The organism is Tahibacter sp. (assembly GCF_032229445.1).
In the GTDB taxonomy this organism is placed as follows: Bacteria; Pseudomonadota; Gammaproteobacteria; order Xanthomonadales; family Rhodanobacteraceae; genus Tahibacter.
In genome coordinates this window covers 57,304-83,363 of record NZ_JAVTWC010000017.1, presented here as the reverse complement: position 1 = coordinate 83,363, position 26,060 = coordinate 57,304, and the positions used below count along the sequence as shown (strand labels likewise).

Sequence of the window (26,060 nt, the reverse complement as noted above, 5' to 3'; positions counted from 1 at the left end):
CAGTTTTGAAGTGGTGGGTGTCCCAAATTCTCTGCGATTCACGGCGTACTGGATGGGTGTCCCGAATTCTCCGGTGCCCTAAATTTCCGTCACGACAATTCTTGGAAAATCGCGTGATACCGAATCGGTTGCCGCTCCGCTGTCGTGCCATCGCTGCAGTCGTCGCTCTCGCTGCGGCGGCCACCGCCATCGCCGCCGACGGTGCGTCGACGGCCAACACCACGCGAGCCTCCACAGACACAGTCCCCGCAGGCGCCGCGGCGGCAGCCGGCAAAGCGCGCAACGGCGCCGCCATATACCTGGCCGATCTGCCGCTGATCGATCAGAACGGAAAAACCGTCGATCTGTACAAGGACTACATCGCCGGCCGGCACATCGTGCTGCACAGCTTCTTCGCCCGCTGCGAAGGCAGTTGCCCGGTCATGATGACCACGCTGCAGTCGCTGCAGAAACAACTGGGTGATCGACTCGGCAAGGACGTGCAAATCGTCTCCATCACCGTCGATCCCGATCACGACACGCCGCAGGTGCTGGCCGACTACGCCCGCCGCGTCCAGGCAAAGCCCGGCTGGCATTTTCTCAGCGGCAGCAACGCCCAGGTCACGACCGCCCTGCGCCGCATCGGCCAATACACCGACGCGCCGGAAAACCACATGAACCTCATCATCGTCGGCAACGACGCCAGCGGCGACTGGCGCAAGCTGCACGGGCTTGCGCCGCTCAAGGAGGTTGTCACGGCGATACTTGATGCGGTGGGGGAGGCGGGGTGATGCCAGTTGCAAACTGATGCTGGAAATCTGACGTATCGTTGATATCGGTCGCGCATGTTGCGTGCGAGACACCGCGCGATGCCCCGTGATTCGGGGATTGTATGCAGTCAGGTATCAGATGAAGCGACGCGAGGCACTGAGTAGATTTGCGGTCCTAGGTGCGACGCCGCTGATTGGCGCGTGCTCAAACGATAAGTCATCGAGTAGCATCCGCCCTATCTATTCCATCGATCTGTGCATAGATTCAAGCCCACACGATTTCGCAAACAGCGAAGTGAGTAAAATTGGCTCCGCATCTCTTAAAGAAAGTTTCGACCACATAGGTCTGATCGCTTTAGCAGCACCTTTGGCAGTCGTACTTCCTGGTGGGTTTGAGGTTCAAGTCAGCTGCGAACGCATCGCAGATGGCCACTTCCACTTCGGTCTGTCGCACGACGGCGTTCTGGCGTCTATGGGAAAGTACTTCGGTTCGTTCGCCGTTCGCATGTTTCCGCCCGGCCATCAGGCTTACATTGTCGAAGCAAAGTCAGTAGGCCCGGTGCATGGTTTCTAGCTATGCGTTCAAGTCGATTGCCGGACAAGTGTTGAAAACGTCATCAGGTTAAATATAGTGACTAATAGTTAATGTCCCTTAGTGCCGTTGTTCTCAGGCGCAGCGCCAACCACAGGTCGCTGGTCTCAGGTCTGGCGTCGCGCCATAGTTGCCCGAGTCACGTTGAATGCAAGCCGCCGGCGTCCTGTCAATTTACGACGTCTTTCGCAACGAGGGGAAGACGATTGCAGGCCCACCCGCGATCAGGAGATTGATATGGCTGAGCAAATGCGATCGGCGACTGTGATGTTGGAGAAGGCCCTCTCAAGTCCGCAGACGTTGGAGGACCTGAAGACGGATCCCGAAGCAACGCTGAAGAAGCTGGAAGCTCAGGTCATTCAGGGCCTGCCGCCGCCCGACGACAAGACTGCGGCAAGGCTTTGGCTGATCGTGGTCTCGTCGTTTGCCCTTGTGTTGCTGTTCTGCGTCGTGGTCCTGGGAATCGGCGTGTTCGCCAAGCTCGATGCCGGTGTCACCTATGCGGTCAAGGGGGACACCATTCTCACCGTGTTCACTACCGTTGTCGGCTTCCTCGCCGGGCTTCTTGCACCCAGCCCCATTTCCAAGAAAGGTGCCTAGGTGGTCGCTCTGACGGAGCGCGAGTTGCAGGTCGCCGGGACCAAACCGCAGATCTACTTAGCCTTCTCTGCGGCCCGGTGGCCCGCAGCTTTTGCATTCAGGGTTTACGGCGCATGCCGTAGCAGGCAGCTTGGATGGGATGCTGCGCGTCACACGGAGCGGCGATGGACTTCGACTACTTCTTCCGTAGTGAGAGCCCATGTCGTGTATCACGAGCGGAGGACACCATGGGACTCTTGACCTTCAGTATCAACGTCACCCTGGATGGCTGCGTCGACCATCAGGAAGGAACCGCCGACGACGAGACGCACGCCTTGTTCACCCGCCTCATGGACGAGTGCGGGGCGATGCTGTGGGGCCGCGTCACTTACGAGATGATGGAGAGCTACTGGCCAGCGGTTGCCCGCGGCGACGCGGAGGCATCGCCGTCGATGCGCGAATGGGCGGTAAAGCTGGAGGCAAAGCAGAAGCACGTTGTGTCCACGACGCGACAGGACTTCCCGTGGATCAACAGCCACCATGTCACCGGTGACCTGCGCACTGGCGTACAGAGGCTCAAGGACGCAACCCCAGACGGAGTACTCCTCGGTAGCGGCAAGCTCGCGACCGAGCTGGACCGGTTGGATCTGATCGACGAGTACAAATTGCTCGTCCATCCCAGGATCGCCGGCCACGGCCCGACCCTGTATCAGAGCGGGCTGCCCAGCACCCGACGGCTCGAGTTGATCTCGGCAAAGCCGCTCCGCTGCGGTGCGGTCGCCATGCACTACCGGCGCGCGCGATGACCCGGAGGTGGGTCATGCCACCTGCCTACGCGCTGCACTCGGTTGGGCCTCGCGTTGCTCGGCAATTTCACCGCGACTCAGAAGCTTCATGGTCGTGCGCCCACACATTCACGAATGCCTCGGCTGTTCGCCCGCCACCACAGCCGGCAATCCCTCCAGCAACTTATCCAGCGTAATCGGATATTCCCGCACCCGCACGCCAGTAGCGTTGTAGATCGCATTGGCCACCGCAGCGCCGACGCCGCAGATGCCGAGTTCGCCGACGCCCTTGGCTTTCATTGGTGAGGACATCGGATCGGTTTCGTCGAGGAAGACCACGTCCTGGTGTGGGATGTCGGCGTGTACCGGGACTTCGTAGCCGGCGAGGTCGTGGTTGACGAAGAAGCCGAGGCGTTTGTCGATGACGAGTTCTTCCATCAGGGCGGCGCCAGCGCCCATGGTCATGGCGCCGATCACCTGGCTGCGTGCGGATTTCGGGTTGAGGATGCGTCCGGCGGCGCAGACGGCGAGCATGCGGCGCACGCGGACTTCGCCCGTATAGGCGTTGACGGCGGCTTCGACGAAATGGCCACCGAAGGTGGACTGCTGGTAGCGCTCGGTCAGGTCGCCGAATTCGATGTGGTCTTCGACGACGATCTCGCCGCTCTTGGCCGCATCGGCGAGTGGTGCTGAGCGGTCGCTGTCACGCACATGGCCGTCGGAGAACTCCGCGCGGGCCGGGTCGAAGCCGAGTTTCTGCGCAACCGTCTCGCGCAGTTTGGTGCAGGCCGCGTAGACGCCCGAAGTCGAGCTGTTCGCGCCCCACTGGCCGCCCGAGCCTGCGGATACCGGGAAGCGGGAGTCGCCGAGGCGTACGACGACGTGGTCGAGCGGCACGCCCATCATCTCCGCGGCGGTCTGCGCAATGATCGTGTAGCTGCCGGTGCCGATGTCGGTCATATCGGTTTCGACCGTCACGATGCCCTTGTCATCGAGCCGCACGCGCGCGGCGGATTTCTCGACGAGGTTGTTGCGGAACGCCGCGGCGACACCCATGCCGATCAGCCATTCACCGTCGCGCACCTGCGCGGGTTTGGCCTTGCGTTTGTTCCAGCCAAAGCGTTCCGCGCCGGTACGCAGGCACTGCACGAGCTGACGCTGCGAGAACCGCCGCGCCGGTTTCATCGGATCGACCTGGGTGTCGTTGAGCACGCGGAATTCGATCGGATCGAGGTCGAGCTTCTCGGCCATCTCGTCGATCGCGATCTCCAGCGCCATCAGTCCCGGCGCTTCACCGGGCGCGCGCATCGCGTTGCCTTCGGGCAGGTCGAGCGCGGCCAGGCGCATCGCGGTCATGCGGTTGGCGCCGGCGTAGAGCAGCCAGGTCTGTTGCACAGCGAGTTCCGGCTTTCCGCCGGGCAGATCGCCGGACCAGCTCTCGTGTCCGATCGCCGTGATGCGCCCGTCTTCCGTCGCACCCAGGCGTATGCGCTGGAGGGTCGCGGGCCGGTGCACCGTGTTGTTGAACATCAGTGGACGCGTCAGGGCGACTTTCACCGGCCGGCGCGCTGCACGCGCGCCGAGCGCGGCGAGCAGGGCGTCGGCGCGCGTGAACAGTTTTCCGCCGAAGCCGCCGCCAATGTAGGGCGAGATCACATGGACCTTGTCCTTGCCGATGCCGAGGGTTTCTGCCAGATCGCTGGTGGCCCAGTCGATCATCTGGTTTGAGGTCCACACGGTGAGCTGGTCGCCGTCCCAGGACGCGATCGACGCGTGCGGTTCCATCATCGCGTGGGCGTGATCGGGCGTGGTGTAGTGCTGATCGAGCTTGACCGGCGCTGCGGCGTACGCCGTCGCAAAATCACCGAATGCCTTGTCGGGCTGGGACTTCGACGGGACCGCGCCGTCCTTGGACGTCTTCAGGTCGAAGCTGCCCTTGGCGCGCGAGTAGTCGACGCGCACGAGCGCGGCCGCGGCGGCAGCCTGCTCGAAGGTCTCCGCGACGACGAGCGCGATGGCCTGGTGGTAGTGCTGAATGTCGGGGCCGGCGAGCAGCTTCGCGGTATTGCGCTCCGACTTGCGGAGCTTGCCGGCGTTCTTCGCGGTCACGACGGCGATCACGCCGGGCGCGGCGCGCGCCGCACTGTCGTCGAGAAGCGCGATGCGTCCCTTGGCTATGCCCGCGCCGATCACATAGCCGTAGGCCTGGTTTGCGGCGACGTCGTGCCGCTCGTACGCATAGGGCGCGGTGCCGGTGGTCTTGAGCGGGCCGTCGATGCGGTCGGTGGGCTTGCCGATGATTGTGAGGCGGTCGATCGGACTGGTCGTGGCGGGCGTGTCGAATTTCATGCCTTGTCCTCCGCTTCCGCGAGCACGGCGGCGATCGTGCGGTCCACGAGCAGGCGCTTGAATGCGTTCTGCGCGGTGGTTCTCGCGCCGGCCAGCAGCGCGTCGGTGAACACCTTGGCACCGCGCGGCAGGCTGGCCTCCGCGGCTTCGACACGCCACGGCTTGGGCGCGACGCCGCCGAGCGCGACACGCCCGCTGCCGTCGGGCTGAATGATCGCGCCGACCGAGACCAGTGCGAACGCATACGACGCGCGATCACGCACCTTGCGATAGATCTGCGTGCCGCCGACGGGTTTCGGCAAGGTCACCGCAGTGATCAGTTCGCCGGCGGCCAGCACGGTCTCGATCTGCGGTGTGTTGCCGGGCAATCGGTGGAAATCGGCGATCGGAATGCTGCGCGGCGTTCCGTCCGGCCGGATCGTCTGCACGACCGCGTCGAGCGCGCGCAATGCCACGGCCATGTCGCTCGGATGCGTGGCGATGCAGGCTTCGCTGGTGCCGACGATGGCATGCTGGCGACTGAAGCCGCCGATCGCCGCGCAGCCACTACCGGGCAGGCGCTTATTACACGGCTGGTTGGTGTCGTAGAAATACGGACAGCGCGTGCGTTGCAGCAGATTGCCTGCCGTCGTCGCGCGGTTGCGCAGCTGGCCCGAGGCGCCGGCGAGCAGTGCGCGCGACAAAAGGCCATAGTCGCGTCGTATACGCGCGTCGGCGGCGAGATCGGTGTTGCGCACGAGTGCGCCGATCTTCAGCCCGCCGTCGTCGGTCGCCTCGATCGTGTCGAGCGCGAGACCGTTGACGTCGATCAGATGCGCGGGCGTCTCGATCTCGAGCTTCATGAGGTCCAGCAGGTTGGTCCCACCGGCAATGAAGCGTGCGCCCGGGACGCGCTGCGCCGCGGCTGCGGCGTCGGCCGGCGACTGCGCGCGTTCGTAGGTGAAGGCTTTCATGCGCGACTCCCGTCGACGTCGAGTATCGCCTTGACGATGTTCGAATACGCGCCGCAGCGGCAGATATTGCCGCTCATTCGCTCGCGCAACTCGGCCTCGCTGACCTGTGGCCGCGCGCCCAGGTCCGCGCTGACATGGCTCGGAATGCCTGCCTTGATCTCATCGAGTACCGCAACGGCGGAGCAGACCTGCCCCGGCGTGCAGTAGCCGCATTGATAGCCGTCGTGCCTGACGAAGGCGGCCTGCATCGGATGCAGGTTCTGCGGCGTGCCGAGCCCTTCGATCGTCGTGATCGTGTCACCTTCGTGCATAACCGCGAGCGAGAGGCAGGAATTGATGCGCCGTCCGCCGGCGATCACGGTGCACGCGCCGCATTGGCCGTGGTCGCAGCCTTTCTTGGTGCCGGTCAGCTGCAGGTTCTCGCGCAATGCGTCGAGCAGCGTGGTGCGCGTGTCGAGTTCGAGATCGCGCCGCGTGCCGTTGATCGTGAACGAGACCTTGGCCATTACCGGCTTCTTCGGTGCGTCGCCGGCCGGGGATTTCGACGCGACGCCCGGAGCAACTGCAACGGCCGCGCAGGTAGCACCTGCCTTGAGGACCTCGCGTCGGGTAAAGGTGAATGTCCCGTCATGCTCTTGCATGTCTCGCTCCTGCTCGCGTGCAGCGGCATTGGCCATTGCCTGCAATTGAAGATCCGTCGGGCCGGACCGCGTGTATTCGACCGGGCTGAGCAACGGCGCGACGCCGGCCACGGTGCGGGACACAGGCTAGGCCGCTGCCTGCGAAAATTTCGCGAACTTCAGCGGCTGTGGTTCGACCAGCTTGTGCAGCGAGGTGAGGGGAAACGACCGACCGAATCGCCGCAGATTGCTGATGCAAGCGCGGCTCGCTGCGCGGGAAATCGTTTGTGCACAGGATCATCCGGTGCGCGTCAAGCAACTGCCATTAGAACCCGACCCCGTTATTCCGCGGCGACTGGGGGCTCGTGTCAGACCGTCAGATTCCGCCTGTGCGGTCGCCACTGTCGAAAGTCAGGGATGGTTGGTGCCGTCTGGCAGTACCGGAACATTAGCAATTTTTGCACCATCGTCCACAACGCGAGCAATGCGTGGATGGATGGAACCGAAGCGCTCCGCGCGGGGCGGACCATCCGCGGCACCGGTGCCACGTTCCCGCCGGACCACCTCTACGCTGTTCGTCATCCCGTGATTCGAATGGATCGCGAACCACCAACAACCTTGAGGTAGAACATGAATGTCGAGAGCAGCTCCATCCCGTCCCCGAACACGAGCGTAGACGAGAAGATTGCGTTCATCCAGAAGCTCGCGCGGCTCGATCAGACCAGCGTCGCCCGCACAGCGGCGGACTTTCCCGAATCGCTGTTCGAGGAATCGCCGGTCGGACGCGGCTACAACATCTTCGGGGCGTTCGCCGACAATGCGTCCGTGCAAGGGGCCGTGTTGGACTTCGCAAAGATGAAGAGCGACGGGCTCATCACCGCGACGCCCATCAATGACAGCGACACGCTCATCGTGGCCGGAACGACGCTGCAGCAGGTCAGCGAGAGCATGAGCGCCAGCGTTTCGGCCAGCGGCAGCGTCGGCTTCGGGACGGCGTCCTTCGCCGGAAGCATGTCGTCGAGCTTCTCGAAAGAGACGATGTTCCGGCACGAGTACCACTACGCAAACCTCTACCAGCTCCACCGGGTGGCGCGGGTGAAGCTCCTGGCGGACATGGTGCGGCTACGCGATAGGTACATGACGCCGTTGGCCGTGGACGTCATCAATTCGCCGAGCGTCGCCGCCGAGCAGGTCATCGACTTCTTCGGCACGCACGTACTCGCCGACGCGGTGTACGGAGCGCGCTTTGAGTACAGCTCGGCTACCAACACCTGGGCTTACGCGGCCAAGACCAGCGCCGCAGTCGCGGTCGAAGTGTCGTTCCAGTCGCTTACAGGAAGCGGAAGCGGCGCGTCGGACTTCTCGTCGACGGAGGAACGACAGGAGTACGACTCCAACTCGGTGACCCGGGTGCGGGCAGCCGGTGGCGACTCCGAGCTGGCCGGCGGCCTGGATGATCTCGATGCGTGGCGTGCCTCCATCGACGACAATGACCCCGTCTTCGTTCAGTTCGCCGGTAGCCAGCCGCTCCTTCCCATCTGGGAGTTCGCCCAGAGCGAGGCGCGTCGCCGTGAGCTTCAGGTCGCAGTCGAAGACATTGCCAGCCGCATCGGTGCGGTGGTCAACGGTGATCGCGACCTCGTCATCACCGCGCAGATCAAGTGCCTCGATGCCGCCGACGAAGGCGGCGACAACATCGAGCTGTTCGGGGTGATCGACGCTGCGATCCTCGATGCGCGCGGGACCGTCGTCTGGGCGGCGAACCTGTTGTCGATACCGTCGTCGGGCGGCTACGTCGTGCTGAAGCGTAACGAGGTTTACCACTGCGGCGCGAAGAGGGCGCTGATCGAAGGCTCGTCGGATCCGACCGGATATACCCTGCGACTGCGGACCGAGCTGACCGAGCGTGACACCGGGAGTTCGGCCGACGACTACTTCGGTTTGCAGGTCGTCGAAACGAAATTCGTCGAAGGCCGCCTGCTGGGAGATCATGTGGTTCTATCGGGAGGCAACAAGGTGGGACTCACGTTCAACGTCTCCTTGGCCGACTGAGCTCGCGTCGCGTCGCGCATCGTGCCCGCCCGGAAGCGGGTCTTCGCTGCTTGGCCGCGTGGATCATCACTCGAAAGTCCGCCGTCCTCAGCGATCGACGAGTTGCTGCAGGTGTTCCGGATAGCGTGCGCCCTGCACCGTGATCGCCGCGGCGGCGGCGGTGATGTCGCGCAGGTCTTCGCTGCTGAGCTGCAGCGCGGCGGCGCCGAGGTTTTCGTCGAGCCGATGCAGCTTCGTCGTGCCGGGAATTGGCACGATCCAGGGCTTCTGTGCGAGCAGCCACGCGATCGCGATCTGGGCGCGGGTCGCGTGCCGTTGCGCGGCGATCTCGCCGAGCACGTCGACCAGTACCTGGTTGGCCTTGCGCGCTTCGGGCGAGAAACGCGGAACGCTGGCGCGGAAATCGGTGCTGTCGAAGGTCGTGAGTTCGTCGATGGCGCCGGTGAGGAAGCCGCGGCCGAGCGGGCTGAACGGGACGAAGCCGATGCCGAGCTCCTCCAGTGTCGGCAGCACGGTTTCCTCGGGCTCGCGCCACCACAAGGAGTATTCGCTCTGCAGCGCGGCCACCGGCTGTTCGGCGTGGGCGCGGCGAATCGTCTGCTCGCTGGCTTCCGACAGTCCGAAGTGCTTCACCTTGCCTTCGGCGATCAGGTCTTTCACGGTGCCTGCGACATCTTCGATCGGTACGTTCGGATCGACGCGGTGCTGGTAGAACAGATCGATGACGTCGGTCCTCAGCCGTCGCAGCGAGGCTTCCGCGACCTGCCGGATGTGTCTGGGCCGGCTGTTCAGGCCACGCTGCAGCCCGGTGCCGGGTTCGAGGTCGAAACCGAATTTTGTTGCAATGGTCACATTGCTGCGAAGGCCGGCGAACGCCTCGCCGAGTAGGTCCTCGTTCGTGAACGGACCGTAGACTTCGGCCGTATCGAAGAACGTCACGCCGCGCTCGACCGCGCCGCGCAGCAGAGCGATGGCCTGCTGCCGATCGGTGGCCGGGCCGTAGGCGAAGCTCAGGCCCATGCAGCCCAGGCCGATCGCCGAAACCTCGAGGCCGCCGTTGCCGAGCGTGCGTGTCTTCATGGGTGTCTCCTGCGGGGCCGTAGTCTGCCATTCCCGCGGCCATGACCGGCGACACGTCGGAGTTTGCCGGCGCAGCGAGCGCTGCGGCAAGTTGACGCTGCGGCAAGCTGACGCTGCGGCAGGTTGACGCTACATCCGGCATCGCTGCTCGTATCGCCTGCGAAGCCCTCATGCCGCCGAAGCCATTGATCCTGATAAATTCGCCGCGCGCGCGTTGCGGCCAAGCTGCACGCATGAAACCTGCCTGTACGCGCGCCGGGCCCGCTGCCGTGCCGCTGACACATCTTCCCTGCCGTCACGAGCATTCAGCCGCGCGCTACACTGCGCCGCGGCCATGGTGCCTTGTAGCCATTGCATCCACATCACGCGCCAGCGCCGCCGCTACCCGCTCACCTGCCGACACGCCGGCGCGTTTGCGCGTGAACCGCCGCGAAGAGGATTGCCGATGATCTCCGATACCGTAGTCGAGCTGTCCCGCCTGCAATTCGCGGCGACCGCGCTGTATCACTTCCTGTTCGTGCCGCTGACCCTCGGGCTTTCTTTCCTGCTGGCGATCATGGAGTCGGTCTATGTCATGACCGGCAACGAGGTCTACAAGCAGATGACGAAGTTCTGGGGCAAGCTGTTCGGCATCAACTTCGCGCTGGGCGTCGCCACCGGCATCACGATGGAATTCCAGTTCGGCACGAACTGGTCGTACTACTCGCAATACGTCGGCGACATCTTCGGTACGCCGCTCGCGATCGAAGGACTGATGGCGTTCTTCCTCGAGTCGACCTTCGTCGGCCTGTTCTTCTTCGGCTGGGAACGGCTGAGCAAGGTGCAGCATCTGGGCGTGACCTGGCTCGTCGCGCTGGGCTCGAATTTCTCGGCCCTGTGGATCCTCGTGGCCAACGGCTGGATGCAGTATCCGGTCGGCGCCGAGTTCAATCCCGATACGCTGCGCATGGAGCTGACCAGCTTCGCGGAGGTGTTCTTCAGCCCGGTCGCGCAGGTCAAGTTCGTGCACACGGTGTCGGCGGGTTACGTGACCGGTTCGTGCTTCGTGCTCGGCATCAGTGCCTGGTATCTGCTCAAGCGCCGGCATGTCGCGTTCGCCCAGCGATCGTTCGCGATCGCCGCAGCGTTCGGCCTGGCCTCTACGCTGTCGGTCATCACGCTCGGCGACGAGAGCGGTTACGAGCTGGGCCATGTGCAGAAGGTGAAGCTCGCGGCGATCGAGGCGATGTGGGAAACCCATCCGGCGCCGGCGCCGTTCACCGTCGTCGGGTTCATCGACCAGGAGAACATGACGACCAATCACGCGATCGAGATCCCGTGGCTCATGGGCCTGATCGCGACGCGCTCGCTGACCGAGCCGGTGACCGGGCTCAAGGATCTCGTCGCCGAGCACGAGATACGCATCCGCAGCGGCATGCAGGCCTATGCGGCCCTGCAGCAGGTACGCGCGAATCCGGCTGATACGCAGGCGCGCGCCGCGCTGCTGGAGCGGCAGCCCGATCTGGGCTACGGCCTGCTCGTGAAGCGCTATGCGCCCAATGTGGTCGACGCGACCGACGCGCAGATCGCGCGCGCCGCGCGGGACGCGATACCGCCGGTGGCGCCACTGTTCTGGGCCTTCCGCATCATGGTGGCCTGCGGCGTGTTCATGCTCGTGGTGTTCGTGGTCGCCCTCGTGTCGGCGTCACGTCGCGCGATCATGCGCCAGCGCTGGGTGCTCAAGCTTGCGGTGGTGATGATGCCGATGCCGTGGATCGCCTCGGAAATGGGCTGGATCGTGGCCGAACTCGGCCGCCAGCCCTGGACCGTCGCGGAAGTGCTGCCGACCTGGATGAGCGTGTCGTCGCTGACGGTCGGCGATCTCGTCTTCAGCCTCGTCGGATTCGTGCTGTTGTACACGGCGCTGCTCGTGGTCGAGATGTACCTGATGATCAAGTTCGCCCGCAAGGGGCCAACCGAGCCCGACGACGCGCCGGGGCACGCTGCTGCACCCGACGCCCCGGTGCCGGGTCATTCGGTAGTCATCGGTGCCGACGCACCGGCTGAACCGTCCAAGGCCTGAGGAGCACGCCATGTCCGACGCACTGACTTTCCTCATGAGCTACGAGACGCTGCGCGTGGTCTGGTGGCTGTTCCTCGGCGTGCTACTGATCGGCTTCGCGATCATGGACGGCTTCGATCTCGGCGTCGGCGTGCTGCTGCCGATCGTGGCGCGGACCGACGACGAGCGCCGCGTGCTGATCAACACGATAGGACCCACCTGGGAGGGCAACCAGGTGTGGTTCATCCTCGGCGGCGGCGCGATCTTCGCCGCGTTCCCGCTGATCTACGCCGCGGCATTCTCGGGCTTCTTCGTCGCGCTGATCCTCGTGCTGTTCGCGCTGATCCTGCGTCCGGTCGGCTTCGACTACCGCAGCAAGCTCGCCGATCCGCGCTGGCGCTCGCTGTGGGACGTCTGCCTGTTCATCGGCGGCTTCGTGCCGGCGCTGGTGTTCGGCGTCGCGTTCGGCAATCTGCTGCTCGGCGTGCCGTTCCGCTATGACGAAGCGTTGCGCGTGTACTACGACGGCAACTTCTTCGGCCTGCTCAATCCGTTCGCGCTGCTCGTCGGCGTGGTCAGTCTTTCGCTGCTCGTCATGCACGGCGCGGTATTCCTGCAGCTCAAGACCGTCGGAGAACTGCGCGCACGCGCGCGGCGCTGGCATCGCATCGCCGCGCTGGTCTTCGTCGCGAGCTTCGCCGGCGCGGGCCTGTGGATCGCATTCGGCGTCGACGGCTATCGCCTCGCCTCGTTCGCCGGCACGCAGGCGGGCTCGAATCCACTGGCCAAGACCGTGGTCGTCGAGGCCGGCGCTTGGTTCACGAATTTCCGTGCACAGCCGGTGCTGTGGCTGATCCCGCTGCTCGGCTTCGCCGGTGCCGGTGCAGCGTGGTGGCTGGCACCGCGGCGCGCGGGCTGGGCTTTCGTCGCGAGCGGTCTCGCCGTCGCCGCGACGATACTCACGGCCGGCGTGGCGATGTTTCCGTTCATGATGCCGTCGAACCTGATGCCCTCGCACAGCCTCACGGTCTGGGATTCGACCTCGAGCCTGCTGACCTTGCGCTGGATGTTCTGGATGACCGTGCTGTTCCTGCCGCTGATCATCCTTTACACGAGCTGGGTCTTCCGCGTGATGCGCGGGCCGGTCACGCTGGAGCAGGTCCGTGGTTCGGACGCGCATTACTGAGGAGCTGCGACGATGTGGTATTTCGCCTGGATACTCGGCGTGCTGATGGCCTGCTTCGCCGCGATCATCAATGCGATGTGGCTGGAGTTCAAAGGCTATCCCGCCGACGAGGAACTGAAACCCTGAGCCGCGACCGCCGCGCGCGATGAGTGCGGTAGAGCACGAGCGCGCAGGGCAGGACTGGCTCGCTGCGCGACTGCGGCCGGTGCGCGGCTGGACCTGGGCCGGCGTCGGCTGCGGCGTCGGGGCGACGCTCGCGTTCGTGGTGTTCGCTGCGGCGCTCGCGACACTCGTCGATCGCTGGATCACTCCTGCTGGACCGTCCGACGCTGAGGCCGGCAGCCTGCCGCTGCTGCTGATGCTGGCCGCGCTGCTGACGCGCGGCGCGCTGCTGGCGGTGCGTGATGCCTGCGGCGCGCGAGCCGGCGTGATCGTGCGCGCGAACGCCCGCGCCAGCGTGCTCGCGGCGCTGGAGCGTCTCGGGCCGCTGCGTCGCCGCGTCGCGGACGACGGCGCACTCGCCGCACTGGCGGTGGAGCAGGTCGACGCACTCGACGGGTACGTCGCGCGTTACGTGCCGCAGCGCTATGTCGCCGTGCTCGTACCGCTCGCACTGTGGTTCTGCGTGCTGCCGCGCAGCTGGCTTGCCGCGATGCTGCTGCTGTGCACCGCACCGCTGATACCGGTGTTCATGACCCTCGTCGGCCGCGGCGCGGCGCGCGCGAGCCGCTTGCAGGCGGCCGCGCTGGCGCGGCTCGGCGCGCAGTTCCTCGATCTGTTGCGCGGCCTGCCGACGCTGCGTCTGCTCGGCAGTGCCGACGCGGGCGCAGCGCGTCTGGCGGCCAGTGCCGGCGAATACCGCGAGCGCGCGCTCGCCGTGTTCCGGCTCGCTTTCCTGTCGTCGGCGGTGCTGGAGCTGTTCGCCTCGATCGGCATCGCGCTGGTCGCGCTGTATCTCGGGCTGGCCTTGCTCGGCCGTTTCGACCTGGGTCACTACGGTCATGCGATGCGCCTGCACGACGCGCTGTTCGTGCTGCTGCTCGCGCCGGAGTTCTATGCGCCGCTGCGCCAGCTCGGCAGCGACTATCACGCGCGCGCCGATGCGCTGGCCGCGGCCGCGGCGATCGATGCGCTGTGCGTCGCAGCGCCTGCCGGCGAGGCGACAGGCACGATCCTGCCGGCGCACACGCCGCCGGCCATCGAGTTCGACGCCGTGTCCCTGCGCTATCCCGACGGTCGCGTCGCGCTGCACCAGGTGAGCTTCCGCATCGGCGCGGGCGAACGTGTCGCGCTGCGCGGTGCGAGCGGTTCGGGCAAGAGTTCGCTGCTCGCGCTGCTCGCCGGGTTCGTCGTGCCCAGCGAGGGCACGATACGCATCGACGGCATCGATCTGGCGCAGCTCGACCGCGCGGCGTGGTGGCGCGGGCTGGCCTGGCTGGAACAGCGGCCGGAATGGTTTCGCCAGACTATCCGCGACAACGTGCTGCTCGGGCTCGACCGCGCCGACGATGCACGGTTGTGGTCCGCGCTGCAGCGTGCCGGACTCGCCGATGACGTGGCCGCGCTGCCACGCGGTGTCGACAGCGTGCCCGGCGAGGCGGACGGATCGCTGTCGGGCGGCCAGCTGCAACGCCTGGCGCTGTCGCGCGCGCTTGCCCGCGATGCGCCGCTGTGGCTGCTCGACGAACCGCTGGCGCACCTGGATCCGACCACTGCGGCGCGCCTGCGCGACAGCCTGATCGAGACCAGCCAGGGCCGCACGCTGCTGCTGGCGACGCACAGTGAAGCGGATACGCCCTGGGTCGACCGCGTGCTCGTGCTCGAGCACGGGCGCTTGCTCGATGGGCCGGCGTCGCCGCATGAGGACGTCGCCGTATGAGCGCCGCAGCGACGTCTCTGCGGCTTGGGCAACTGCTGCTGCGCTACAAGGGCCGCTTCGCACTCGCGTTGTTGCTCGGCGCGCTGGCGTTGCTCGCCGGACTCGGACTGCTCGCGTTCGCCGGTCATTTCATCACCGCCGCGGCGATCGCCGGTACGGGCGCGGCGAGCGCCGCGGCCTTCGACATCTTCCGTCCCGGGGCCACGATCCGCCTGTTCGCGCTCGTGCGCACGGCCGGCCGCTACGGCGAGCGGATCGTGGCGCACGACGCCGTGCTGCGGCTCATGGCCGGACTGCGCAGTCGTGTCTACGCGCAGCTCGTCGTGCTGACCCCGGAACCGCTCGCGCGCTGGAGCGAAGGCGAGGTGCTGCAGCGTCTCGTCGGCGACGTGGATGCGCTCAACGAAGCGCCGCTGCGTGCGGGCCTGCCGCTGATCGGCAGCGCGATCGTCGTGGCCGTCGCGATCACGATCGTCGCCTGCGCCGACGCGCGACTGATGCTGCCGGCGGTGATCGGCCTGTTCGCCGCCGCGGTTGCGGTGCCGCTGCTGACCGCGCGGCACGCCCTGCGCGACGGCCGTGCACTTGCGCAGCGAGCGGGCCTGCGGCGCGAAGCGCTCGTCGATTCGCTGCGCGGCCTGACCACGCTCGCGCTCTGCGGCGCCTGGCCAGCGTGGCGCGAAACCTGGCTGCGCGATGACCGTGCATTGCTCGCCGCACAGTTGCACCAGCGCCTTCGCGAGAGCGCAGGACAGGCGACCGTCGTGCTACTGGTCGGCGGCACGGCCTGGACGATGCTGCTGCAACGCCAGGCGATGTCCGTCATCGATCCGGCGCAGGTGCCGTGGCTCGCCGCCGCCGTGCTCGGCGTGCTCGCGACGCTCGAGGCGCTAGCCCCGGCTACCGGCGCGTGGCTGGCCTGGGGCCGCGCGCGCGCAGCGGCGCGGCGACTCGATGACGTGCTCGCGACACCGGCACTGCTCACGTTTCCCGCCGCTGCCGAACGGCCTCGGGCGCGCGGCGCCGTGCGCGTGCACGACGCGAGCTACCGTTATCCAGGCCGCGAGGCCGGAGTCGACGGCGTGAGCTTCGAACTGCAGCCCGGTGCGCGCCTGTGCGTGCGCGGCGCGTCCGGCGCCGGCAAGAGCACACTCGCCGCGCTGCTCGCCCGCAGCATGGATCCGGTTCGTGGCGAGATCCAGCTCGACGGTTGCGATCTGCGCCGCTACGACGAAGCCAGCCTGCGTGCGCGCGTCGCGCTGCTGCCGCAGCGTCCGCACTTGTTCGCTTCGAGTGTTGCCGACAACCTGCGCGTGGCCGATGCGCAGGCCGACGACGCGCGGCTGCGTGCGGTGCTGCAGGCCGTCGCGCTCGATGCCTGGCTGGCGCAACTGCCGCAGGGACTCGATACGCCGCTCGGCGAATACGGTGTCGGTCTCTCGGGCGGCGAGGCGCGCCGGCTGGCGATTGCGCGCACCCTGCTGCGGCCGGCCGTGCTGTTCGTCCTCGACGAACCGTTCGAGGGACTGGATGCCGCGCTGCGCGTGCGCGTCGCCGACGGCATCGATCGCTGGGTGGGCGCGGCCAGCCTGGTCGTGATCTCGCATCATGAGGTTGTTTGTGGCGATGCGATGGAAACGCTCGTGCTGGACTGATTTCAGGTCTTGCGCGCGCGTGCGCGCGCCGTCGTCGCCTGCGGCGCGTCGATCTCGATCCAGGCAGGCGCGTGATCGCTGGCGTGCGCTTGCTCGCGCACCCAGCGGTCGACACCGCCGCCGCGCAGTTTCACCGCGGCATTGAGCAGCAGATGGTCGATGCGTAGGCCCGCATCGCGCTGCCAGTGCTGGCGGAAATAATCCCAGAAGGTGTAGAGGCGCTGTTCCGGATACAGCGCGCGTAGCGCATCGGTCCAGCCCTGTCGTAGCAGCTGCGCGTACAGCGCACGGCTTTCCGGTTGCAGCAGCGCGTCGCGGCGCCAGGAATCCGGCTTGTAGATGTCGAAATCCGTTGGCACGACGTTGTAGTCGCCGGCCAGTACCACCGGATGCGGCGCGTCGACGAGACTCGCGGCATGCGCGTCGAGGCGCTTCATCCATGCGAGCTTGCCGTCGAACTTCGGGCCGGGCTGGGGGTTGCCGTTGGGTGCGTAAAGGCAGCCGACGATCACACCCTTGACCGCGGCCTCGAGATAGCGGCTATCGCGGTCGCTGCGCGAGCCCGGGAGCCTGCGCCGGATTTCTAGCGGTTCGGAGCCTTTGGACAGGATGGCCACGCCATTCCACGCGGACTGCCCAGCCCACAGCGACCAATAGCCGGCGTGTTCGAGCGCCGCTTGCGGGAACGCCGCATCGACGGCCTTGAGTTCCTGCAGGCAGACGATGTCCGGGGCTTCGCGCGCGAGCCACTCCAGCAGGTTGCTCTGGCGCGCGCGAATGCCGTTGACGTTGTAGGTCGCGATGCGCAGCGTCTTGCGTCGCGCGGCCATGGCGCAGTCCTTGCGGCGCCTTGCGGCGTTGCGTGCAGTGTTGCATGCCGGCGTGGCGGCGGCGTCAAGGTCTCCCGGCGTGGTTCTGTTCGCTTATGCGTTCAGCGCCGCGTTCCTATAGTGCCCGCAGGTCACTGCAGGAGAGCTGCGCATGAATACGGCAAATGGGCGCACCGTCTATCACCTCGTGCATCGCAATGCCGACAGCCGCTGGCACCTCGCGGTCGAGAACGGCAAGGACGTGTCGGACTGGACGACGAAGCACGAGGCCGAACAGGAAGGCGAGCGACTCGGTAACGCGCATCAGCAGCGCGGTGAACTCGCGCAGCTCATCGTGCATCGTCAGGACGGCTCGATCGAGCGCGAATACACCTACGGCAAGGATCCGCGCCGCACGCCGGGCTGATCGCCCGAGGGCCATCGCAGCGAATCGCCGACGCCGCGGCAACCGGGCGTCGGCGCGTCTTCGCCGTTTCATTACGCCGGGTCTGCTGGGATGTGCGTCTGATTCGACGCGGAGCACTCCCATGCCACAACTCATGATCGACGAGCTGCCTGCCTGGCAGGGCGGCAAGGTCGTCGTTGTCGACGACAACGGTGCATCGGCGCACATGCTCGCCGATTTCCTGCGCATGATCGGCCACGGTGCGGAGGTCGTTACGGCCGATACCGTCGAAGGCCTCGCTGACGGCATTCTCTCGGCCCAGCCGGACGTGGTTTTCCTCGACATCATGCTCGGCCGCCTCGACGGCCATGACGTCGCGCTGGCGTTGCGCCAACGCGGCTGTAACGCGTATCTCGTCGCGGTCACCGGCTGGGGCGAGCCCGATGATGCGCGTTACTCGCTGGAAACCGGCTTCGACGAGCACTGGACCAAGCCGCTGGATACCAGCCGCGTCGAGGTGTTCATGCGCGTGCGGCCGGAGCGGATCGCCGCCGCGGCCTGAGCGGGATTTGAGACAGCGTAAACGACAACGGCGCAACCGAAGGGTTGCGCCGTTGTCGTTTACGTAGAACGCATTGTGTATAAAAAGGCAACTTGCGGCGACTGCCGCAAGTTGCCTCGGTTGCCTCAGGCCAGCCGCCGGCGCTGCTGCACGATCAGCACGAGGCCGGCGAGCAGCAGCAGGATGGCCGGCAGCGACAGCGCCGGTATCGACGTGCTGCCGAGCTGGATGACCGTGCCCTCGTTGTCGCTGCCCGGATTGCCGTTCGGTGCCGGATTGGTGCCGTTCTGCGACAGGTCGCTGACGGGGGCGGTGCCGACCAGACCGGTGCCCAGCACCTGGTTGGTATAGCGCCGGCCCGGTTCGAACTGCAGGTTCACGGTGAGGCGGATCGTGGCCGTCGCGCCGGCCGCGAGCGTGTCGCCGCCGCTGAGCAGGTTCGTTGCGCCGCGGCCGTCGTAGGCCGGGTTCACGCTCAGGGTCGGCGAGGTCAGGCCGGTGACGCTCCAGTTCGCGCCGCTGCCGAAGGTCGCGACGAGATTCTCGACCACCTGCAGGCTGGTGATGGCCTGGGTCGAGTAGTTGCGCACGAGCACGATGTAGGCGATGTCGGCATTGGGTGCCGCGCCGCCGCCGCCGTAGCCGCCGCCACCGGTGCTGCCGAGTATCTGCGCCGCCTTGGCGACGCCGAGTACCGCGCTGCCGCTGCCGACCGGAATGGCCGCGGGATCCGCGTCGTCCTCGTCGCCGTTCGGATCGATGCCGCCGGGTGTGTCGCTGCCGTTGCCGCCGGTCGCATCGTCGGACGGCGTGTTCGGTGCGCCGCCGCCGTCGTTGCCGGGATTGCCGTCGGGCGTCGAATCGATATCGGTCGGCGGCGTGTTCGACGGATCGCCGTCGTCGTCGGCGCTGCCGATCTCGGCACGATTGACCAGTGGCGACACACTCGTGTCCGTCACCCGCAGCAGGATCGTCGTGACCAGGCTGGCGCCGGGCGCGAGCGGGCCGGCCAGCGTGCGCGTGGCCAGCGTTGGCGATACCGCCGTCCAGTTCGTCTCGAGCGGGCTCAGGACCAGGCCGGCCGGGATGTAGTCGTTGACGAGGATCGTCGTCGCCGCGATCGCTCCCTGGTTGAACACGGTGATGTCGAAGCGCACGTCCTGGCCGACGATGAACGGACCGGTCTGGCCGGTGCTGAGCTGCTTGATCAGCGCGAGATCGAAGTTGCCGAGCAGGCCGAAGTCGACGCTGAGGTTGCCGTTGTTGCCGTCGCCGTCGTTGGTCGGCTCGCCGCCCACGGTCAGCGTGACCGGACCCGAGCGGATCGTGACACCGGCCGCCGTGCCGTTGTCATCGTTGTCGATGTCGTTGTCCGGATCGGCTGCGGGTTCACAGGTTCCGCTTGCCGCATACGGCAGGCCCGTGCAGGTGCTGCCCAGGTAACCGGCCGGTGGCACGATCTCGACGAGGTAGGTGTCCGGATTGAGATTCTGGAACAGGTAGTTGCCGCCGGCGTTGGTGCTCGTCGTCGCGACCGCGGCGCCATCGGGCACGCCGTTGTTGTCGCTGTCGGCGTAGAGCGCGACCGCGATGCCGGCGAGTCCGGGTTCGCCCGCATCGACCGTGCCGTCGTTGTCGCGATCGTTCCAGACCAGGTTGCCGAGGCTCAGGATGCCGTCGCCGATGTTGACCGGATAGTCCTCGACTTCACCGTCGGGCGCGCCGCCATTGGGCGAGCATGCGTCGGTGCGGATGCGGAAGCGCGCGTAGCTCGTCGTCGCCGCCGTGTTCGGCACGGCGCCGAAGGTCAGCTGCACGGCGAAGTTCGTGACACCGCTGGGCAGTGCCGTGGTCGAGGTCTCGCCCGCGTCGGCGAAGTCTCCGTCGGCGTTGGTGTCGATGTAGCCGCAGACCTGCGCGGTCGTGCCGGTGTTGTTGGTCGCGGTCAGGTTCACGACCGGCGTGACGCCGCGCTGCAGCGACAGGTCAGCGGGATTGACGCCATCCTCGTCGTCGGGCGTGCCGTTCGCATCGTCGCCGTTCGCGCCAGCGCCGGGCTGGCTGTCGGCTTCGGCATCGACGCCGGCACCGAAGTACAGCGTCGGCACGATGACGTGGCGTGCGCCGCCGTCGGCGAGTAGCGTCGCGTAGTTGCCCGGACCGCTGCCGGCACCGGTGTCGGGCAGGTCGCCCCAGTCGACGAGGGCGATGCCGACCGGATAGTCCTCGACCTCGCCGTCGGGCGCCGCACCGTTGGCGTTGCAGGCGCCGGTGGCCGTGCTCAGGCGGAAGCGCGCATAGGTGCTGCGCGCCGCGTTTGCGGGCACGGTGCCGAAGTTCAGCGTGAACTGCGCGGTGCTGCCGGCCGGTATGCTGACCGCGGGTGCGGTTTCGCCCGCATCGGCGAAGTCGCCGTCGCCGTTGAAATCGACGAAGCCGCAGAGCTGCGCCGCGACCGGCGGCTGCACGGTATTGACCGTGTCGACGCGCACCTGCGCCGGCAGGCCCGCGGTCATCGTCAGGTCGGCGATCTGCACGCCGTCCTCGTCGTCCGGTGTGCCGGTGCTGTCGTCGCCGTTGGCGGCCACGTTGGGCTGGCCGTCGCTCTCGCTGTCGACGCCCAGGCCCATGTGCAGGTTCGGCACGATGGAATGGCTCGCGCCGCTGTCGGCGAACAGCGTCGAATAATTGCCGATACCCGTACCCGCGCCCGTGTCCGGCAGGTCGCCGAAGTCGAATTGCACGATGCCGACGGGGTAGTCCTCCACTTCGCCGCTCGCGATCGCGCCCGTCGGCGTGCACTGGCCGGGCGAGTTGTCGAGGCGGAAGCGCGCGTAGGTACTGGCTGGCGCGTTCAGTGGCACGTTGGGGAAGGTCAGCGTGAACGTCAGGTTGTTGCTGCCGATCGGCGGCAGTGCGAGTGCGCTTTCGCCCGCGTCGAGGAAATCGCCGTCGCCGTTGAAATCCACGTATCCACACAGTTTCGAACCGCTGAGGGTCGTATTGGTCACGCTGACGCGGATGCTGGCACTGGTGCCGCCGCGCAGCGTCAGGTCGGCGATGTTGACGCCGTCCTCGTCGTCGGGCGTCAGCGCCGTGTCGTCGCCGTTCGCCGCGGCATTGGGCTGGCCGTCGCCTTCGGCATCGACACCCGCGCCCATGAACAGGCCCGGTACGATGACATGGCTCGCGCCGTTGTCGGCTTCACGCGTGTTGTAGTCGCCGGTCGTCGTGCCGGCGGCCGCGTCGGGCAGGTCGCCGAAATCGAGCGACGCAATGGCGACCGGATAGTCTTCCACTTCGCCATTTGCGGCCGCACCGCTCGCGCTGCAGGCACCCGTGTCCGTGCTCAGGCGGAAGCGCGCGTAGGTGGTCGCGGATGCACCCGGCGGTACGGTGCCGAAGTTCAGCGCGAACGCGGCACCCGTGGCGCCGTTCGCCACGGCGACGCTGGTGCTTTCACCGGCATCGGCGAAATCGCCGTCGCCGTTGAAGTCGACGAAGCCGCAGAGCTGGGCCGCGCTGCCTGTAGTGTTCGTCGCGGTCGCAGTGACGATGGCTGCGGTACCGGTGCGCAGGCTCAGGTCGGCGAGTGTGATGCCGTCCTCGTCGTCCGGCGTACCGGCCGTGTCGTCGCCGTCGGCCGCCACGTTGGGCTGGCCGTCGACTTCCGCGTCGACGCCCGCGCCGAGGAACAGTCCGGGCACGATGCCGTGGCTCGCGCCGTTGTCGGCCGACAGCGTGGCGTAGTTGCCCGCGCCGGTGCCTGCACCCGTATCGGGCAGGTCGCCGAAATCGACTGCGCCGAAACCGAAGTCGATGGTGTGGTCATTGCTGCCTGCGCCGGCCAGCGTGAACGCGGCGCCGAGCGTGGCCGGATTACCCGGAATGGTCACCGCGACGCCGTTGGAGTCGCGCAGCAGGCCGGTGCCGGGGCCGGCGTTGGTGGCGATGGTCGGACGGCGGTTCGCGAGCGGCCCGCCGGCCGTGAAGTTCGCCGGCATCACGCCGATGGTGTAGCTCGACGCGTAGGGATTCGGCGCGACGATGAGGTTGTCGGTCGTGCTCGCGTCCGTGGCGCCCTGGTTGAAGACGAAGTAGTACTCGCCGTTCGTGTTCGTCGTCGCGGCGCCGAGCGCGGTGCCGGCGACGCTGTACAGCGTCAGCGCGACGTTCGCGATCGGCGGCTCGCCGGGGTCCATGACGCCATTGCGGTTGAGATCGTCCCAGACGTAGTTGCCGACCTCGACCGGGGCGGCGCGGCACAGGGCGTTGAGGTCGCCCAGGCCGTTGGCCTTGGAGAAGCCGGCCGCACCGGTCTGGAAGATCTCGTAGCCGCGCGTCGTGGCGACATTGTTCGGTGTTGCATTGTTATACCAGCGCAGTCCGCCGGTATTGAAGCGGAACGGATCCATCGACGTAATTGCGACCTGCGGGAAGCCCGGCACCTGGTTCAGTGCGCCCTGTGCGTTCTCGTCGTGGCGGCCGTTGTAGTCCGGCGGCGTGTCATTGATGAAGAACGGCGGCGTCGTGTCGGAATAGTGTTCGAGTCCGTAGAACTCGCCGCCGCGCGTGTTGCCGACGGAATTCGGGCCGCGCGCCTGGTTGGTCGCGGTGCCGGCCGCGCCGATCACGCCACCGCAGCTGCCGTTCTGTTCGAGATCCCAGCCGCCGCTGCCGTTGGCGCAGGCGCGCAGGATCTCGCCGCCGGTGATGCCGCGGATCGTGCCGACATTGCCCGTGCCGGTGTGGTCGCCGTGACGATCACGGAAGCCGAGCACGAGATCGGCGCCGTCGAACACCACATCGGAAAACATCGGCTCCGGATAGACCGAATTGTTCGTGGCTGCCGGCGTGCCCGCGACCGAACTCCAGGCGTGCCAGATCGCGTCGCCGGTGGGGTCGTTGATTGCGTCGGAATTGCCGGCTGCCAGTGACCGAGTAGGCGAAGCGCACGACCGAATCGACTGCGGCATACGGAACTGGCTTACGACATCCACGCGCAGGTGCATGGATGAGTCCGAAGCATGGGCGGACTTCCGTCGACCAGTTCCTGCAATGTTGTAAACAACGCCGCACTTGCCGCGGTTTTCCCGTTAACTAATGTGTCTGCCGCTGCGGAAGCTGGACGTTCGTGTCCCGCGTCAGCAGCGGTTCGAAAAAGTCGGCGAACAGCCGGTCGGTGTCGCGCGGACCCGGCGCGAGGCTGGCGAACGCCGGACCGGCGCGATCGGCTGCAACGCCGAGCCAGCTGTGCAGCGTGGCCGGCACAGGCGCGGCATCGGCGACCAGCGAGTAGCGCATCAGGCTGCCCCAGCGCAGGAACTGCGCCGTGCGCATGTGCCAGCGCAGGCTCGGCGCGGAATACTGCAGATCCCAGTCGTTGGCCGGATCGGTATCGCCATCGGCGACTGCGCTCGCGAGGATGCGCGTATCGGCCGGCAGCGCGAGACTGACCGCGGCGATTCCGCTGCTGTCGAGTAGACGCTCGTTGGGCGCAGTGCCGGTGAGCGTCGTCTCGGCGAAATCGAAGTTCATCAGCGCGTAGTCGTAGCGCCAGCGCCCACCGGGCAGGGCGTGGACGCGCGTGGCGAGGCGCAGGTGGCCGCGCGTGTCGGCCACGCTGTCGATTTGCTGCAACGCGCCGTTGGCTGCCGGGTCGGTCCAGGCGTCGAGCGCGGCGCCGCGCCGGAAGCCGCCGCCGCTGGCGCGCGGCAGGTTCCAGACGCCGGCCCACTGTGGTTCCACTTCGATAAAACCCATCGAGTTGTAAATGTTCATGTCGTCGCGGACCAGGTACCAGGCTTCGAACAGGTAGCGCGCACCGGCGTGCTGCGCCGGGTCGAGCTGCGATTCGCGCACGGTCAGGCGCTGGCTCCAGACGGTATTGCCGGACGCATCGCGCACGCCGTCGCAGCCGCCGAAATCGGGGTTGGGCGGCACGACCTCGTCGTCGTCGAGCGCGCCGCAGCGCGCCCAGAGCGTCTGCACCGGTACGATTTCGCTGCGCGGACCCAGCGCGACGTTGTTGTCGTTGTTGTTGCTGGCGTAGACGTCGCCGCAGCCGCGACCGAGGATCTGCGCATCGGCGCAGTCGCAGCCGGTATTGAGCGCGACGAAGGCGTGCTTGACGCCGGAGCGGCCGATCTGCGCGATGCCGCCGTCCGCGTCGAGCCGATAGAGATTCCAGATCAGCAACGGATGCTGGTCGTTGCCGTAGGGCGGACGCGGCACGGAGAACTTCGCATTCCACGGGATATCGGCGCTGCACGGATCCTGCGGCGTGCACGGCAGGCCGCCGTTGTCGTCGTCGGTGTTCGACAGCTCGGCACGCGGCGCGATGACGACGGCCGCGTCGTCGCCGCCGGGTCCGTCGCAGGTGCAGGCCGCACCGCTGCAGCCGGGTTCGCCGCAACGCATCATCTGCGCGCTGATGTCGTCGAGCTGCAGGTCGGCGACGTAGGCGCCGCCGTCGCTGCCGGGCCAATGCGGCAGCGCACAGCTCGACGGTGCGGGCGCAGACACGGGCGCGACGGCGAAACGGCCCTGCGCGTCGGCGATGGTCAGGCCGGCCCAGGCCGCATTGCCGAGCCGCAGCGCGGCGGCTTCGCCCAGACGCAGATCCGCCGCCAGCAACTGCACCTGGCGGCCGTCGGTCGAGGGCACGGCCATCAGCGCGTCGGCGTACAGATACGCGCTGCCGTCGGCGGCAATGAAATCCAGCCCGGTGGTTCCGTGGCGCGTGCGCAGCCTGAAGGAACGGTAGTCGAGGACGATGCGTCCCGCGGGATCGACGAGCACGAATCCGGCGCTGCCGGTCTGCGAAAGCTCACCCGCGTGCCAGGCCTGCAGCGAAGCGCCGCGCCACTGCGCCGACACGCTGCCGCGAGACTCCAGTGCGATCGGTATCAGATCAATCGACGGCGGACCGGTCAAAGTCCGGTTCGCCGTATCGTCGTCGATACGTGCTGCCTGCACTCGAAGGCCGAGCTGCGCCAGCACTTCATGATTGAAGCGCAGATCGAGCGCGTTCGCAGCGGTCTGCGCGCCAGTCGACGGCGCCTGCCACAGCACTGCGGCAGGCGCGTCGGCCGATGCCCAGAACAGGAACAGTGCGAACAATGCCGCGGGCATCGACCCCATCCGGCGGCCTTTCGCGAGGCAAGCGAAGAGGCACGCAGGATCGGGTTCCGGTTGAACGACCACAACGGCTCCCCTGGCGCCGCCGGACTCCGGCGGCTATGCCCTGCGTACGGATTGATATCGGCCGGAGTATAGCCAGCACGAGTCAGCCAAATGCCTTGATCGCAGCGGGGTGGACAAATTTTCACGACCCGGGAAGACGATGCCCCGCACTACGGCGGGGCATCGGGAAACCGCATGGCTGGAGCAGCGCAGACATCCGGCGCGAACTCCAATCTCCGCTACTTTTGCTGGTTGTTGACGCAGGACGAGTATTCGTAGCTCGCAATCTTGCCGTCGCGGTCGGTGTCGCAATCCGCGACGACGGTGCGGGCCTGGCTGTTGCTGGTCAGCTCTTCCGCCGAAATATAGCCGTCGCGATTGCGGTCGAGCACGCTCAGACTTTCCGTTCGGGTCGGCACGTTGTTCGGCGTTCCGGTGACCGCGGAAGAAGGTAGCGGTGCTGTTGGCGCAGCCACATTGGGCGCGTTCGTGGTCGCGGCCGGGCTGTTCGGATTCAACGGATTGTTCGGGTTGGCCGGGTTGTTCGGATTCAACGGGCTGTTCGGGTTGGCCGGGTT

The 26,060-nt window shown here is 66.9% G+C and carries 20 protein-coding genes; 12 read left to right on the top strand and 8 right to left on the bottom strand.

The features are described 5' to 3' along the window. Positions 1-17: 17 nt before the first annotated feature. The 4 genes from RUU78_RS03775 (at position 18) to RUU78_RS03760 (ending at position 2,726) form a co-directional block, all read left to right on the top strand. Positions 18-770: an SCO family protein gene (locus RUU78_RS03775; RefSeq protein ID WP_313913823.1), complete on the top strand. Its 753-nt coding sequence runs from the start codon at positions 18-20 to the stop codon at positions 768-770. A gap of 118 nt (positions 771-888) precedes the next feature. Further along, positions 889-1,323 carry a hypothetical protein gene (locus tag RUU78_RS03770; RefSeq protein WP_313913821.1) on the top strand — a complete coding sequence of 145 codons (435 nt, stop codon included), beginning with the start codon at positions 889-891 and terminating at the stop codon, positions 1,321-1,323. Between the two features lie 255 nt (positions 1,324-1,578). Further along, on the top strand, positions 1,579-1,941 hold the full coding sequence (locus tag RUU78_RS03765; protein WP_313913820.1) for a hypothetical protein: 363 nt from the start codon (positions 1,579-1,581) through the stop codon (positions 1,939-1,941). 164 nt (positions 1,942-2,105) lie between these two features. Next, complete coding sequence (locus tag RUU78_RS03760) at positions 2,106-2,726, top strand: dihydrofolate reductase family protein (protein ID WP_313913818.1); 621 nt, start codon at positions 2,106-2,108, stop codon at positions 2,724-2,726. 108 nt (positions 2,727-2,834) lie between these two features. Here RUU78_RS03760 and paoC read toward each other — a convergent pair whose 3' ends face one another. From paoC to paoA, 3 genes are read right to left on the bottom strand one after another with little or no spacing between them, the layout of a single operon-like run. Then, the gene (gene paoC, locus RUU78_RS03755; protein ID WP_313913816.1) at positions 2,835-5,054 is read right to left on the bottom strand and encodes an aldehyde oxidoreductase molybdenum-binding subunit PaoC; all 2,220 of its coding nucleotides are present in this window, start codon (positions 5,052-5,054) and stop codon (positions 2,835-2,837) included. Continuing rightward, a complete protein-coding gene (locus tag RUU78_RS03750; protein ID WP_313913814.1) occupies positions 5,051-6,007 on the bottom strand; it encodes a xanthine dehydrogenase family protein subunit M in 957 nt (318 codons plus the stop codon). The genes paoC and RUU78_RS03750 overlap by 4 nt, the downstream gene beginning before the upstream one ends. Continuing rightward, positions 6,004-6,648: an aldehyde dehydrogenase iron-sulfur subunit PaoA gene (gene paoA, locus RUU78_RS03745; protein WP_313913812.1), complete on the bottom strand. Its 645-nt coding sequence runs from the start codon at positions 6,646-6,648 to the stop codon at positions 6,004-6,006. The genes RUU78_RS03750 and paoA overlap by 4 nt, the downstream gene beginning before the upstream one ends. Before the next feature lie 609 nt (positions 6,649-7,257). Between paoA and RUU78_RS03740 the strand changes: the two genes are divergently transcribed. After that, positions 7,258-8,679, top strand: a complete 1,422-nt coding sequence (locus RUU78_RS03740; protein WP_313913810.1) for an MAC/perforin domain-containing protein — start codon at positions 7,258-7,260, stop codon at positions 8,677-8,679. A gap of 87 nt (positions 8,680-8,766) precedes the next feature. Here the strand turns inward: RUU78_RS03740 and RUU78_RS03735 are convergent, their stop codons facing one another. After that, positions 8,767-9,759: an aldo/keto reductase gene (locus RUU78_RS03735; protein ID WP_313913808.1), complete on the bottom strand. Its 993-nt coding sequence runs from the start codon at positions 9,757-9,759 to the stop codon at positions 8,767-8,769. 445 nt (positions 9,760-10,204) lie between these two features. Here RUU78_RS03735 and RUU78_RS03730 point away from each other — a divergent pair, with 445 nt between their 5' ends. Genes RUU78_RS03730 through cydC form a run of 5 tightly spaced genes read left to right on the top strand, consistent with a single transcriptional unit; the run spans position 10,205 to position 16,520 of the window. After that, positions 10,205-11,821: a cytochrome ubiquinol oxidase subunit I gene (locus tag RUU78_RS03730; protein ID WP_313913806.1), complete on the top strand. Its 1,617-nt coding sequence runs from the start codon at positions 10,205-10,207 to the stop codon at positions 11,819-11,821. A gap of 22 nt (positions 11,822-11,843) precedes the next feature. Beyond that, positions 11,844-12,986, top strand: coding sequence for a cytochrome d ubiquinol oxidase subunit II (gene cydB / locus RUU78_RS03725; protein ID WP_313913861.1), 1,143 nt, complete (start codon positions 11,844-11,846; stop codon positions 12,984-12,986). Positions 12,987-12,998: 12 nt separating this feature from the next. Next, the gene (gene cydX / locus RUU78_RS03720) at positions 12,999-13,112 is read left to right on the top strand and encodes a cytochrome bd-I oxidase subunit CydX (protein ID WP_313913803.1); all 114 of its coding nucleotides are present in this window, start codon (positions 12,999-13,001) and stop codon (positions 13,110-13,112) included. Positions 13,113-13,131: 19 nt separating this feature from the next. Beyond that, positions 13,132-14,865 (top strand): thiol reductant ABC exporter subunit CydD, encoded by a 1,734-nt coding sequence (gene cydD, locus RUU78_RS03715; protein ID WP_313913801.1) that lies wholly within the window; start codon positions 13,132-13,134, stop codon positions 14,863-14,865. Next, complete coding sequence (cydC, locus tag RUU78_RS03710) at positions 14,862-16,520, top strand: thiol reductant ABC exporter subunit CydC (protein ID WP_313913799.1); 1,659 nt, start codon at positions 14,862-14,864, stop codon at positions 16,518-16,520. The genes cydD and cydC overlap by 4 nt, the downstream gene beginning before the upstream one ends. Before the next feature lie 2 nt (positions 16,521-16,522). On the opposite strand, the gene RUU78_RS03705 is transcribed toward cydC, so the two are convergent. Continuing rightward, a complete protein-coding gene (locus tag RUU78_RS03705; RefSeq protein WP_313913798.1) occupies positions 16,523-17,350 on the bottom strand; it encodes an exodeoxyribonuclease III in 828 nt (275 codons plus the stop codon). Positions 17,351-17,501: 151 nt separating this feature from the next. On the opposite strand from RUU78_RS03705, the gene RUU78_RS03700 reads away from it, so the two are divergent. Beyond that, complete coding sequence (locus RUU78_RS03700) at positions 17,502-17,756, top strand: DUF2188 domain-containing protein (RefSeq protein ID WP_313913796.1); 255 nt, start codon at positions 17,502-17,504, stop codon at positions 17,754-17,756. A 121-nt stretch (positions 17,757-17,877) separates the two neighbouring features. Continuing rightward, entirely contained in the window at positions 17,878-18,297 is a 420-nt protein-coding gene (locus RUU78_RS03695) for a response regulator (protein ID WP_313913794.1), read from the top strand. A gap of 125 nt (positions 18,298-18,422) precedes the next feature. Here RUU78_RS03695 and RUU78_RS03690 read toward each other — a convergent pair whose 3' ends face one another. The 3 genes from RUU78_RS03690 to RUU78_RS03680 all read right to left on the bottom strand — a co-directional run. Then, a complete protein-coding gene (locus tag RUU78_RS03690; protein WP_313913793.1) occupies positions 18,423-23,309 on the bottom strand; it encodes a GEVED domain-containing protein in 4,887 nt (1,628 codons plus the stop codon). Positions 23,310-23,397: 88 nt separating this feature from the next. Then, positions 23,398-25,431, bottom strand: coding sequence for a hypothetical protein (locus tag RUU78_RS03685; protein WP_313913791.1), 2,034 nt, complete (start codon positions 25,429-25,431; stop codon positions 23,398-23,400). A 290-nt stretch (positions 25,432-25,721) separates the two neighbouring features. Continuing rightward, a partial coding sequence (locus tag RUU78_RS03680) for an EF-hand domain-containing protein (RefSeq protein WP_313913789.1) occupies positions 25,722-26,060 on the bottom strand: 339 nt, incomplete at its 5' end.